The sequence below is a fragment of the Trichococcus shcherbakoviae genome (assembly GCF_963666195.1).
Classification (GTDB): domain Bacteria; phylum Bacillota; class Bacilli; order Lactobacillales; family Aerococcaceae; genus Trichococcus; species Trichococcus shcherbakoviae.
Map to the genome: position 1 here is coordinate 793,445 of NZ_OY762653.1, position 13,518 is coordinate 806,962.

Sequence of the window (13,518 nt, forward strand, 5' to 3'; positions counted from 1 at the left end):
TCAGACCAGTATTTTTCCCAACTCTTCTTTATGTTGATTGATGTATACCGGCGCTCCGGTCTTGGCAGATTGATAAATAGCTTCCAGTATTTGGGTCACGACCAATGCCTGTTCAGGTGACACAACCGGTTCTGTATCGTTTTGGATGCTCTCAATCCATTGCTTCGCTTCCAGATAGGCCGGATCATCTCCCGATCCGTCGTAGAAGTCTACTCCACCAGGCTCCAACACCATCGTTTTGTCGTACATCATGCCATCAGCTTCACCATTGATACGCAAACCATCTTTCATGTCTGCTCCTCCGTTGGTACCGTGCAGAGTCGTTTGAGCCTCCCCTACATCCAAGGAATTCAAGGCCCAACTGGATTCCAGATAAATGGTTGCTCCATTCTCCATTACGATAAATCCGAAAGCGGAATCCTCTACGGTAAATTCAGCTGGATTCCAAGGTCCGAAAGCATTTGCGGCATTCTCCGTCTGTGCCAATTTATGATACGTATTCCCCACAACATACTTTGGTTTATAGTTATTCATCATCCACAACGTTAAATCAAGCGCGTGCGTTCCGATATCAATCAAAGGGCCACCACCTTGCGCTTCTTCATCAAGAAATACGCCCCAAGTAGGAACCGCCCGTCTCCTGATCGCATGCGCTTTAGCGTTATAAATATCTCCCAATTCTCCCTTTTGACAGATTTTATGCAAATAAGAAGAATCTTTTCTGAATCGATTTTGATAACCGATCGTCAGCTTTTTCCCGGTCCGATTCATCGCGGCTATCATAGCTTCTGCTTCTTCCGAAGTTTTAGCCATCGGTTTTTCACACATCACATGTTTACCGGACTCCATTGCCGCAATTGAGATTTCAGCATGAGAAATATTTGGTGTGCAGACATGAATGACATCAATTTCATCATTTTTTAAAAGCTCCATATAGTCCGTATAGACATTTGCAGCATCCGTCCCAAACGCCTCTCTCGCCTTGCTTGCACGTTCTTCGATAATGTCACAGAACGCCACCATTTCTGCAGCCTCCACTTTAGCCAAAGCTGGCATATGTTTGTTGTTTGCAATTCCTCCACAACCGATAATTCCAATTTTGATCATATTATTGACTCTCCTTCTATTATTTTCATTTTAACGGGATAGACCCGTCCTTTTTGATAGGATTGGTGATAATACATTCGTGTCATCCAATACACACACGCATCATCATTTCTTCGAAACGTAAACGTTTACGTTGATACTAAACAAAAACAACACGCTTCGCTACGTAAACGTTTACGTTACGGTCAAAAACTAAATTTCCCGTGTCGTTCCAGGTAAACTTTTACGTCAATCGGGAAATTTGTTACTTTATTTTTTTCACACTGTCTCTTTCAATGATTTGATATGGCATGATAATCGAATGCACATCGTCAGCCTTCTTATTTATAATTTTGAATAATATTTCAGTTGCCTTCTCTGCCATTTTTACTAATGGCTGAGCAGTTGTTGTCAACGGCGGTACTGACATCTCAGATATTTTCAAATTATCATAGCCCATAATAGAGACATCTTCCGGTATGCTTATACCTAATTTATACGCAGCAGAAATCGCTCCGATAGCCATTTCATCGCTCGCACAAAATATCGCTGTCAATTCAGGAAATTGCTTCATTAATTGAATGAAGTTATCTCTTCCATCATCGAATCCGAACCCGTTTCCTGATACAATTTGTCTCTCTTCAACAACCTTGTTAAGATTTTCTAATATTGCTTTTTTGTAACCGTCAATTCGTGGATTCCCCGCAATTGGATCTGCAGAACTTCCACTGATTAAGCCAATTTTTTTATGCCCCATCTTGATCAAATAGTTGGTAGCTGCATAAGATGCATCGTAATCATCAACTTTTACATATGGGATACTCGCATATTCAGCTGATTTCGTAGACAGCAATACACAAGGGATATTATTTCTTTTTATATAGTCATAATATTCCTTTCGCAGGATTTCACTGACGAATATAATGCCATCCACTCGCTTCTCGTGCAGCATCTTTAGATTCTCTTCTGTGCTTACAATATTCGATTTCGTATAGGTGACAATTAAGTTTGAACTTTCTTGCTTGGCTATAGCATCAATTCCATTAATAAATTCTGAACTTAACAGACTTGAAATCTCAGGTATGATAACACCTATCGTATTCGTTTTTTTATTTATTAGGCTTCTGGCGACTTCGTTTGGTTCATAACCCAATTCTTGAGCTATTCTCATAACTTTTTTTCTTGTTTCTTCCGAACATCCAGGCTGATTATTTAAGGCTCTGGAGACTGTGGCGATAGAAACTTTTGCTTTTTTTGCAACATCTAGTATTGTACTCACAAAGCATCCCCTATTTCGTAAACGTTTACGTGGAATAATATATCATGTGTTATTTATTTTGTAAACGTATTTTTTATTATCAAATAGACTAGTCAGCAGATTTGCTTCCTGACTCATATCTTTGCAATCCGCTCTAAAAAATGACCGAAACTGAAACGGACCGCATTTTTTTTGTCGCCGAACTGGATACCTTCCTTCACGATCACTTTTTCTTCCAACAATTCCTGCAGCAGCTCATCCATCTCGGCATCGGTTTTATTGGCGAAATGACAATAAAGATGGTAGCCGCCTTTTGCCGGTTCAAAACTTATCTCTTGCCCATATTTGGTTCTGAGCCACGTCTGCAATTTGTCGGCGCGCTCTTTCAAAGCCGTAACGATGATCGGAAGATGTTCAGTGATCTCGCTCGCCAAATAATGTTCGGCCAACAGCTGCGGCAAGAAACTCAATCCGGAGTCGATCTGATCGCGGATGTCGGCCAATTCCCGGACAATGGCGGCTGGTCCAACCATCCATCCGATCCGGATATGCTGACCGGCAAATTTGGATAAGGAACCGAGATACAGCACTTGTTGTCGTTTATCCAGGCTTTTCAACGGACGGTTATCAACCGTTTCATCAAAAACAAAGCTGCCGTATGCATCATCCTCCACGATCGGGATGCGCTTCAGTAAACAATAATCAAGTATGGCCTGTTTCCGCTCCGGACTCATGATCGTTCCTGTCGGATTCTGGAAAATCGGATTCAGAAAAATCATCTTCAGAGGATACTGCAAGGAAGCTTCCTGAAGACCATTGACGGTCATTCCCTCACCATCCATCGGAATCGGAATAATCCGCAGACCGGCAGCCTGAAAAAGCCGCAAAGAATAGAAATAGGAAGGAGCCTCGATGCCGATTGCATCACCTGGCTTCAACAGCCCTTGCGTAATCAAAAACAATGATTGTTGGGTTCCCGAAGTGATGAAGATTTCCTCCAGCGGGACAGTCATCCCGTACGCAGTCTTCAAGTGTTTTTGGACGCTTTCCCTTGTAGCTTTGATGCCGCGGTTTTCCCTGATGAAAGTGGCTTCCCCATGCAACATTTCCCCAAGCGAAATATCCGGGATCTTCAGTTCCGGCAAGAGGTCCTTCGGCAAATCCCCATTCCCCAAATCCAGTATTTCGCGCGATCGGTGCTGCGCCAATAGCTGTTTGACGTCCCTTTGATAAGGGGTGTCCACTGAAAGATTATCCGGCGTCAAGGAGGTCCGCCAATTGATGGTGGGCCTTGTCTGCATCCCCCATTTATTCGGATTCACGAATGTCCCGCTGCCCCTTTTGCGGATGAGGATCCCCTGCGTCGTCAGCTCTTCCAGTGCCCGAATGACGGTAGACCGGTTGACCTTCAGTTCCTCCGCCAGCTTGCGTTCCGCCGGCAAGGCTCGGCCGGGGACCAAATCGCCGGCTTTTATCTTCTCTTCGATCAGCTGCATAAGCTGTTGATAGAGCGGCATGCCCCTATCCTGATCCAGTCTCCACTCCGCCATTCCTTCACTCTCCTTGGTTTTTAATCATTATACACCAAATTGGTTGGTTCGGAAACAGTCCAATTGGATGTAGGCGTTCCTGTAAAAAGGGATTATGATTTAACCATTCGTTAATCATTTTATCATTTAAAACCAGGAGGATTATTTATGACAACAAAAATCATCGGTTCAGAAAAAGTAAAACGCGGGATGGCCCAAATGCAAAAAGGCGGCGTCATCATGGATGTCGTGAACGCGGAGCAGGCAAGGATCGCCGAGGCGGCTGGTGCCGTAGCGGTCATGGCATTGGAGCGCGTTCCATCGGACATCCGTGCAGCCGGCGGAGTTGCCCGCATGGCGGACCCTACCATCGTCGAGGCAGTGATGAACGCGGTGAGCATTCCCGTCATGGCGAAAGCCCGCATCGGCCACATCACCGAAGCGCGCATCCTGGAAGCTATGGGCGTCGACTATATCGACGAAAGCGAAGTGCTGACCCCTGCCGATGAGGAATTCCACCTTTTGAAATCGGACTATACCGTTCCTTTCGTCTGCGGCTGCCGTGATCTGGGAGAAGCCTTGCGCCGCATCGGTGAAGGTGCTTCGATGCTGCGCACAAAGGGTGAGCCGGGGACCGGCAATATCGTGGAAGCCGTCCGCCATATGCGCAAAGTCAACGGCCAAATCCGCCAGTTGATCACGAAATCGGACGATGAGCTGATGACATTCGCCAAGGAAATCGGAGCCCCTTACGAACTGGTCAAGGAAATCAAATTGCTCGGGAAATTGCCGGTCGTGAACTTCGCTGCCGGCGGTGTCGCAACACCTGCTGACGCGGCCTTGATGATGAGCTTGGGCGCAGATGGCGTCTTCGTCGGATCCGGCATCTTCAAAGCCGAAAATCCCGAAAAATTCGCCCGCGCCATCGTCCGCGCGACAACCAATTACGAGGACTATGCCTTGTTGGCCGAACTGTCCAAAGGCTTGGGTGAACCGATGAAAGGGATCGACATTAGTACGCTCCACGCCTCCGAACGCATGCAGGAAAGAGGCTGGTAAGCATGACAAATAAAATCGGCGTATTGGCCTTGCAAGGTGCGGTCACGGAGCACCTGCAGGCTCTGACTAAGTTGGGTGTCACCGCCTCTGCCGTCAAACTGCCCGCCGATCTGGACGGCTTGGACGGGCTGATCATCCCAGGCGGCGAATCGACCGCCATCGGCCGTTTGATCCGCGAACAGCATCTGGAGGAACCTTTGCGGAAATTCTTCGCAGCCGGCAAAGCGATTTTCGGCACCTGCGCCGGACTGATTCTTTGCAGCACGGACAGCAGCCATGCACCCGATGAATTGCGGCTCGGCTTCATCGACATCGCAGTCGAACGGAACGGCTTCGGGCGCCAAGTCGACAGTTTCGAAGCCCTGCTGCCATTTGAAGGCATCGCAGAACCGGTGGAATCCGTCTTCATCCGCGCCCCTTACATCCGCTCAGTCGGAAAGGGAGTCCGCGTGCTTGCAAGCATCGACGGAAAGATTGTAGCGGCCGAAAACGACCAGATTTTGGTTACTGCTTTCCATCCGGAATTGACGGACGATCTGTCGGTGTTCGAGTATTTTTTGAAGAAAGTCGGATAAAGTAGTGTTATCGGACAACCACCATCCTTGCTGGCTCCAGCTTGTCCGATTTCTCTCCGGTATCGGACATCCGCGACACTAACGCATGCTGCTTGTCCGATTTCTTTCCGGTATCGGACATCCGCGACTCTTGCAGGCTCCAACTTGTCCGATTTCTCTCCGATATCGGACATTCCGGCTGAAGCCCAAACGCATATTAGCAAATAAAAATCCCCTGCCAAACACGCAAGAGCGTGAGACAGGGGATTTTGTATTTGACTATTCCAAATCTTCGCCATTGCTGGCGATGGCTTTTTGGTACCAGTAGAAGGAATCCTTCTTCAGACGGTCCAAGCTGCCTGAACCGTCGTTGTTGCGGTCCACGTAGATGTAGCCGTAGCGTTTCGCCATCTCGCCCGTACCGGCTGAAACCAAGTCGATACAGCCCCAAGAGGTGTAGGCGACAAGATCGACGCCGTCCAGCACGATCGCATCACGCATCGCTTTGACGTGGTCACGAAGGTAGGAGATGCGGTAATCATCATGGATTTGGCCATCGACGATTTCATCCACAGCACCCAATCCGTTTTCGACAACCATCAGCGGCAGTTGGTAACGGGAGTGGAACGTGTTCAAAGCGACGCGCAGACCCAACGGATCGACTTGCCAGCCCCATTCCGATTCCGCCAAGTACGGGTTCTTCTCGCCCATCAAAGCATTGCCTTCACCCGGCACGCCGGATTGTGCAAAGCTGGCTGCGCTGGAAGCATAGTAGCTGAAGGAAATGAAATCGACCGTATGTGCAGCCAAGATTTCCTCGTCGCCTTGTTCGAACGTAACGTTGATGCCTTTAGTGGCGAAGTAAGCCAGTTTGCTCGGCGGATAATACCCGCGGGCATGGACATCTGAGAAGAACAGTTTTTCTTCTTCTTTTCGTTGCGCTGACCAAACGTCTTCCGGTTTTGCCGACAACGGATAGACCGGCGCATAGGCGATCATGCAGCCGATGCGGTTGTCGGGATCGATTGCCCGCGCAGCCTTCGTCGCCAAAGCGCTGGCGACAAATTGGTGATGCAAGGCTTGATACATGATTTCTTCCTGGCTTTCGCCCGCTTCGGCTTTCGAACCGATCGAAATCTGCGGCAGGAACGTCGCCATGTTGATTTCGTTGAAGGTCAGCCAATAGTTGACTTTCCCTTGATAGCGTTCAAACAATGTTGTCGCATATCTTTCAAAGAAGCCGATCAGCTTGCGGTTTTTCCAGCCGCCGTAGTGGTCGACCAGATATTGCGGCATTTCGAAATGCGAGATCGTCACCAATGGTTCGATGCCATATTTCGCCAATTCATCGAAGACGTCATCGTAAAAGGCCAAGCCGGCTTCGTTCGGTTCCAATTCATCACCATTCGGAAAAATCCGCGTCCAGGCGATCGACATCCGGAACATCCGGAAGCCCATTTCTGCGAACAAGGCGATATCTTCCTTGTAGCGGTTGTAGAAATCGATACCGATGTGCGAAGGGTAGTAGTCGCCGACTCCGGCGAAGCGCTCAGCGAAGTCGCGCGAGCAGGTCAGTTGGTCGATGACCGACGGACCTTTCCCATCAGCGTCCCAACCTCCTTCAAATTGATTGGCGGCTGTAGCGCCGCCCCAGAAGAAACCTTCCGGAAATCCTTTACCTGCTGACATGACAATTCCTCCTATTTCTGTACCAAAGATGCGCCGTTTGTTGCGATGACTTCTTTGTACCAGTTGAATGATTTTTTCTTGTAACGGTTCAAAGTACCGGATCCGTCATCGTGGCGGTCGACATAAATGAAGCCATAGCGTTTTTTCAATTCTGCAGTCGATGCGCTGACCAAGTCGATGCATCCCCACGTCGTGTAGCCCATCACTTCGACACCGTCCGCAATGGCTTCGGCAACTTGCACCAAGTGATCGTTCAAATAGTTGATGCGATAATCATCGTTGACGGTCGGTTGGCCATCCTCACCGGTCACCAGCTGATCGACTGCACCCAAACCGTTTTCGACGATGAACAATGGTTTTTGGTAACGATCCCAGAAGTCGTTCAAGACGATGCGCAGGCCCTTGGGATCAATCTGCCAGCCCCACTCGGAAGCCTCCAGATAAGGATTCATCACCCCGCCGAGGATATTCCCTGCCCCTTTCACTTTCTTGGACTCGTCTGCTGTTTGTGTCGAACTCATGTAGTAGCTGAAGGAAACGAAATCGACAGTGTTCTTCAGGATTTCTTCATCTTCAGGAGTGATGTTCAGCTCGATGCCGTGCTCACGGAAATAGCGCTTCATGTAACCAGGATACGTGCCGCGAACATGCACATCCGAGAAGAAGAAGTTTTGGCGATCCGCTTCCATAACCGCGATGATATCATCAGGATGGGAAGTCAACGGATACGTCGGCATTGCGATGACCATGCAGCCGATTTTGAAGTCCGGGTTGATTTCGTGGCCGATTTTTGTCGCCAAAGCGCTGGCTACCAATTCGTGGTGGCAAGCTTGGTACAGATCGGATTTCGACAATTTTTCAGGAACTGTCGCGATTCCGCCGCTCATGAATGGCGCGTGGATGATCGAGTTGATTTCATTGAACGTCAACCAGTATTTGACTTTGTCTTTGTAGCGCGTGAAGACCGTGCGCACATAATTTTCGTAGAAACCGATCATTTTGCGGTTAACCCAGCCATCGTATTCGCGGGCAAGGTGCAGCGGTGTTTCGTAGTGGGACAAAGTGATCAGCGGCTCGATGCCGTATTTTGCCAATTCATCGAACAGGTCATCGTAGAACTGCAAGCCAGCTTCGTTCGGCTCCGTTTCGTCGCCGTTCGGGAAGATGCGTGTCCATGCGATGGAAGTACGGTATGTTTTGAAGCCCATTTCCGCGAACAAGGCGATATCTTCTTTATAACGGTGGTAGAAGTCGATCCCTTCCAATTTCATGTTGTCCGGTGTAGGACCATCCGTGATCGGCCCAAATCCGCCTTGAGGGGTTACGTCCTGAACGGAAAGCCCCTTTCCGTCAACATTATAAGCACCTTCGTATTGGTTGGCGGCTGTTGCGCCACCCCATAAAAATCCTTTTGGAAATACAGTTTGCATGTGATCGCTCCTATTCTTTATTCTGGTTCTATTTTATGCACGGGTCTGACTCATTGCGTGACAGTCCCGAATTATGAAAAATCATCCCAAATGGGTTCGGGCGCCTGAGACCACAAACCAAATTCCCGAATATCTGGTTATTATTCGGGAAGCTGGCTTGCGGTCTAGGTTTTTTCCCCGGATATCTGGTTTTTATCCGGAAATATTTCTTGCGGTTGAATTGATTTCCCGAATATCTTTTGTTTATGCGATGACCGTCAGCAAATAGTCGCCGTCAGCCAATGTTGCTTCTTTCGTCGTGATGACATCCAAGTAGTCATTGCTGTTTGTGACGATGATCGGTGTGATGATTTCATAGCCTGCTTTTTGGATAAAGTCGATGTCGAATTCCAACAGCAATTGTCCGGCTACTACTTTATCGCCTTGTTGCACATGGCTCGTGAAGCCTTTACCATCCAATTGGACCGTATCCATTCCGACGTGGATCAGGATTTCCGTTCCGTTTTCAGTCGTCAAACCGATTGCATGTTGCGTCGGGAACAAGAGTGTTACAGTTGCGTTTGCCGGAGCATAGACTTCACCGACAGTCGGACGGATCGCGATCCCTTTACCAAGTGCACCAGTCGCAAAAGCTTCATCCGGAACATCTGACAAGAGAACCATTTCGCCGATCATTGGGCTAGCGACCAAGTCTTTTTCAGCTGCTGCGCTCAAGTCTTTTTTCATTGCTTCAACGACTACAGAGTTTGTGTTTAAAGTTGTTGCTGTATTTGTTGCAGTTGCTGCAACTTCAGTTTCTCCGTAAAGAACTGGGATTTTTGATAAGAAGACAAGCAGGAATCCAGCAGCAAGTCCTACCACAGCAACGATGAGGGAAGCCCAGAAATTGAAGCTCATTGTTCCGTTTGCATCCAAGTAGCTAGGGAATGAGAAGACGCCTAAGCCGCCCATACGGTAGCTCGTCAATTTGAAGATACCTGCCACGATACCGGAGATGGCACCAGCAATACAGCTCAATTGGAACGGACGTTTCATCGGTAAAGTGATTCCGTAGATAGCAGGCTCAGTTACCCCGAACAACCCGGAAATGAAAGCCGGAATACTCAATTGTTTTACTTTTGCTTCTTTCGTTTTCAACATAATCGCCAATACTGCACCGGTCTGTGCAAATGAAACGCCTAATACAGTAGCCAGCAATTGATCATAGCCTTGTGTCGCCAAGTTATTGATTGCGATCGGCACCAAGCCCCAATGCAAACCGAACATGACGAATACTTGCCAGCCTCCACCCAATACAGCGCCTGCGACGATTGGGCTCAAGTTATAGATCCAGGATACACCAGCCCCAAGCAACGTCGCAGCCCATGTGGAGAGCGGTCCGACAAACAAGATGGTCAAGGGAACGACGATCAACAAAGTTGTGAAAGGCACCATGAACAATTTCACAACATCCGGAATGACTTTCTTCAAGACATTTTCAACTTTGGAACCCAGGAAAACTGCCAAAAGAATCGGCACAACCGATGAAGCGTAGCTCATCATAATGACCGGCAAGCCGAAGAATGTCATGTAGATTGGCGATTCAAAAATGGAACCAGCAAACAAAGTGTACAATGGATCGATTCCTGCAGGATTGACCAAGCCTGGATAGACCATTGCGGTTGCGACTGCCATCGCAGTAAAGCTGTTCATTTTGAAATGTTTGCTGGCAGTGAATGCAAGGAAGATCGGCAAGAAGTTGAAGAATCCGTCACCTGCTGCTTGAATCAGGACATACGCCCCATCAGTAGTCGACATACCCGCGGCAATCAAAAGCGCTGCCACACCTTTCAGCATCCCTGTAGCTGCCAAAGGTCCCAGGATTGGTTGGAAAATTTTAGAAATCATATCGATGAATTGATTGAAGATACTGCCTTTTGGACCTTCGTCTTCAGCAGCTACCTCACCGCCGCCGTTCAATCCGCCGACAGCGTTGACTGCTGCGTAGACGTCAGGAACGTGGTTGCCGATAACGACTTGATACTGGCCACCGCTTTGGATGACTGTAACGATGCCTTCAAGTTTTTTCAGGTATTCCGTGTCCGCTTTGCTTTCGTCAACCAATTTGAAACGCAGACGCGTGATGCAGTGAGCCAGGCTGCGGACGTTTTCTTTGCCGCCCACATGAGCCAAAATGTCTTTTGCTAATTCTTCATATTTCATGTTATATCCCTCTTTTTCTATTATTTTTTATAAAAAAAACCTAAATAGAGAGCATGGGAATTTCTTCCGCTGCTGTCTACTTAGGTTTTGCCTGCTTTACCAGTAACAATCCTCTTGAGAGCATTTTAGGTATTCACTTTTGCTGCACGACCCGATGGATATGGATTGTGAGGTAAACAAGTTCGTCGGTCCCGACTTGGAATTGATGGGCAGCTCCGACATAGGTCGATATTTTGTTGGCACAGGTATAGGCAGCCGGATAGTTTGCCTTCACTTGCTCCACCAAGAAGGTGTCTGGAGCCGTCTGGAAAACTTCCCCCATGACGACCCGCTGCGCAAAGTACTGCAGATGGGTGTAGAAACGATTATAGGAAATCGATTCTTCATCGAAGGCGACTCCGAAATGCAAGCGGACGATGTTCAGGATGTCCTGAACAATCCGTGTCACTTTCATTGTCTCTTCGATCAATTGCCCTTCCTTCTGCGCATTCACGAAATGAAGAGCGATGGATGTCGCTTCATCGGGTGCCATCATGACACCGGTGTGTTCCGCGATGAGTTCCAGCCCGATTTTGCCGAGCTCGTATTCCCGTCGATAGAACTTCTTCACTTCGAAGGCCAAAGGGTTGGTCAAAACGATCCCTTCCTTTGTCCGCTGGATGGCGTAATGGATGTGGTCGGCAAGCGTCAGGTAGACGTTTGCTTGGAAGATATGATTCAGCCTTGTCTCGGCCTCTTGGATGATCTTAAAAATGGCATCTGATTCTTCTTGCGGTAAATCCTGATAAATGGCCTTTAATTGATCTGCTGAATCATTTTCCTGGATGACGAAGGTTTTCTCGATCAAAGACTTGTCGAAAACGTCCCCTGATCTTTTCTGGAAACCGATCCCTTTTCCCATCACAATGACTTCAGATGAATCGCCGGCTTTCGCCAGGACCACGTTGTTATTGTAGACTTTTTCAATCTTCATCGATTATCCCCATTCCCCCTTCCATTAAAAAAAACCTAAACTAACACCAAATGATGTGCACATCATCTCGTATCAATTTAGGTTTTGCCTGCACAACCAGTAACAATCCTATGAACAACATGTTAGCACTTCCAAGAAAAAGATGCAAGCCCTTTCCATAAAAAATATCATTTTCATTTAGCACGTTGTTATGTCAGTATTTTTTTGAAAACAGATGTTATTCGCTTTATGACTAGTGTGCTGCGGAGCAGCATTCTGCGGTAAAAAGATGGATTTTTTGGTTTTATTCATCTTTTCGATCGACATTCTGACTTCTGATGACAAAAGAGGCAGCCTCGCTAGGAGGCTGCCTCTACGTTACGCGCGTTCTTTGGTGACCATCATCTTCTGGAAAACGAAACGGTTGTTCAATCGATTCACGAAATTCTGCGTCACCGTACCGGTGAAGAGCATAGCGAACACAGTCCCGAGTCCAACTCCAGCGATTCCTTCCAGGAACAACAACGAGAAGACGACGCTCAACCCGACACAAGTAGCGTCAAATCCCGTCTTCATCTGCTTGACGGTTAGTCCGAAATGCTCGGACATCTCGCGCACAAACAAGTCGAATGGAAGAGCCGGCAAGCGGCAATTCAGCATCAGACTGATCCCGAGCGACAACATGAAAAATCCGGTGAAAAAGAACACAATCCGCAGCGGGATGTTTGCGACGATGCCCGAAAATAGCAATTCAAAGAAATCCAGCAGGTAGCCGAACAACAATGCCAATGCAATCGAAAAGACATATCCCAAAAACTTCCGCGTAATCAGAGCCATCACCAGCACAAGGACCACTTGGAAGAGAAAGTTCCAGCTGCCGATTGTCACGTGCGCAAACATTTCGTTCAACACCACCGGCACGGATGAAATCGTCGACACCCCTAATTCACTTTTAATCATCAACGACACGGCAATGGCATTGCACATCACGCCCATCGCCAAAGCAAGTTCACTTGCCAACACTTTTTTCTCCATATCTTCATCCTTATTCTATCCTTCACATTTTTTACTCTTTGATGACCAGTCCGAGCATCACAACGAAGTCCAGCGCCTGTTCTTCGCTGACGATTGCGCCTTTGAGATCCTCAAGTGTGACGCTGATGCGCTCAAATCGGCAACTGCTGATGTCGATTGCCTTCAAAGGGGTTCCGGTGAAATTGATTCCGGACAGCTCACACTCCGAAAAATCGACTTTCTTCAGTTTGCATGTATAAAAATCGGCCTCATTCAGGCGACAGTTCTCGTAACGGACATTCTTCTGCTTGCTGAATCCCAAAGCCGCCATCTGCAGGTTGCATTCCCGGAAAAGCACGTCCTCAAAGACCCCTTCGGTCATCGAGGTACCAATGAGCCGGCAATTCACGAAGCGGACACGTTTCATCGTCACTTCATCCAGCTGCACATTGGCGAAATCGCAGCTTTCGAAGATGACATCCCGCAAGTACAATTGCGGCACCGTCGCTTCGCTGAAAGTCACGTTCTGGAATCTGACTTCGGTGAACTCCACTCCTCGTCTGTCGCCAAGGTCGATGGCAGTATCTTTGAAGAGGGCATGCTCTAGGTAAGGTTCATCCGGATCGAAGCAGTCGTCGAAATTTATTTCAGGCAAATCCTTTGGTATTGCGGGTTCCATGATCTTTACGGGCACTTTGCTTCATTCCTTCCAAAAAGTTCGCTTACTCTAAGTATACACGAATAA

The 13,518-nt window shown here is 47.9% G+C and carries 11 protein-coding genes; 2 read left to right on the forward strand and 9 right to left on the reverse strand.

Going from position 1 to position 13,518, the window contains the following annotated elements:
- From ACKPBX_RS03700 to ACKPBX_RS03710, 3 genes are all read right to left on the reverse strand, one after another.
- Positions 1-1,107, reverse strand: a complete 1,107-nt coding sequence (locus ACKPBX_RS03700) for a Gfo/Idh/MocA family protein (RefSeq protein WP_319996029.1) — start codon at positions 1,105-1,107, stop codon at positions 1-3.
- Between the two features lie 244 nt (positions 1,108-1,351).
- Positions 1,352-2,365 (reverse strand): LacI family DNA-binding transcriptional regulator, encoded by a 1,014-nt coding sequence (locus ACKPBX_RS03705; protein WP_319996030.1) that lies wholly within the window; start codon positions 2,363-2,365, stop codon positions 1,352-1,354.
- A 113-nt stretch (positions 2,366-2,478) separates the two neighbouring features.
- On the reverse strand, positions 2,479-3,894 hold the full coding sequence (locus ACKPBX_RS03710; RefSeq protein WP_319996031.1) for an aminotransferase-like domain-containing protein: 1,416 nt from the start codon (positions 3,892-3,894) through the stop codon (positions 2,479-2,481).
- Between the two features lie 147 nt (positions 3,895-4,041).
- Between ACKPBX_RS03710 and pdxS the strand changes: the two genes are divergently transcribed.
- Both pdxS and pdxT read left to right on the forward strand, forming a co-directional pair.
- Positions 4,042-4,932 (forward strand): pyridoxal 5'-phosphate synthase lyase subunit PdxS, encoded by an 891-nt coding sequence (pdxS, locus tag ACKPBX_RS03715; RefSeq protein WP_107994997.1) that lies wholly within the window; start codon positions 4,042-4,044, stop codon positions 4,930-4,932.
- Between the two features lie 2 nt (positions 4,933-4,934).
- The gene (gene pdxT / locus ACKPBX_RS03720) at positions 4,935-5,507 is read left to right on the forward strand and encodes a pyridoxal 5'-phosphate synthase glutaminase subunit PdxT (RefSeq protein WP_086627015.1); all 573 of its coding nucleotides are present in this window, start codon (positions 4,935-4,937) and stop codon (positions 5,505-5,507) included.
- A gap of 258 nt (positions 5,508-5,765) precedes the next feature.
- On the opposite strand, the gene ACKPBX_RS03725 is transcribed toward pdxT, so the two are convergent.
- From ACKPBX_RS03725 to ACKPBX_RS03750, 6 genes are all read right to left on the reverse strand, one after another.
- Positions 5,766-7,175, reverse strand: coding sequence for a 6-phospho-beta-glucosidase (locus tag ACKPBX_RS03725; RefSeq protein ID WP_319996032.1), 1,410 nt, complete (start codon positions 7,173-7,175; stop codon positions 5,766-5,768).
- 11 nt (positions 7,176-7,186) lie between these two features.
- Positions 7,187-8,605 carry a glycoside hydrolase family 1 protein gene (locus ACKPBX_RS03730; RefSeq protein ID WP_319996033.1) on the reverse strand — a complete coding sequence of 473 codons (1,419 nt, stop codon included), beginning with the start codon at positions 8,603-8,605 and terminating at the stop codon, positions 7,187-7,189.
- Positions 8,606-8,848: 243 nt separating this feature from the next.
- Entirely contained in the window at positions 8,849-10,807 is a 1,959-nt protein-coding gene (locus tag ACKPBX_RS03735) for a beta-glucoside-specific PTS transporter subunit IIABC (RefSeq protein ID WP_086627011.1), read from the reverse strand.
- 133 nt (positions 10,808-10,940) lie between these two features.
- On the reverse strand, positions 10,941-11,780 hold the full coding sequence (gene licT, locus ACKPBX_RS03740; protein ID WP_086627010.1) for a BglG family transcription antiterminator LicT: 840 nt from the start codon (positions 11,778-11,780) through the stop codon (positions 10,941-10,943).
- 357 nt (positions 11,781-12,137) lie between these two features.
- Positions 12,138-12,794 carry a YczE/YyaS/YitT family protein gene (locus ACKPBX_RS03745; protein ID WP_319996034.1) on the reverse strand — a complete coding sequence of 219 codons (657 nt, stop codon included), beginning with the start codon at positions 12,792-12,794 and terminating at the stop codon, positions 12,138-12,140.
- Between the two features lie 31 nt (positions 12,795-12,825).
- A complete protein-coding gene (locus ACKPBX_RS03750; protein ID WP_119093765.1) occupies positions 12,826-13,467 on the reverse strand; it encodes a pentapeptide repeat-containing protein in 642 nt (213 codons plus the stop codon).
- Between the last annotated feature and the right edge of the window lie 51 nt (positions 13,468-13,518).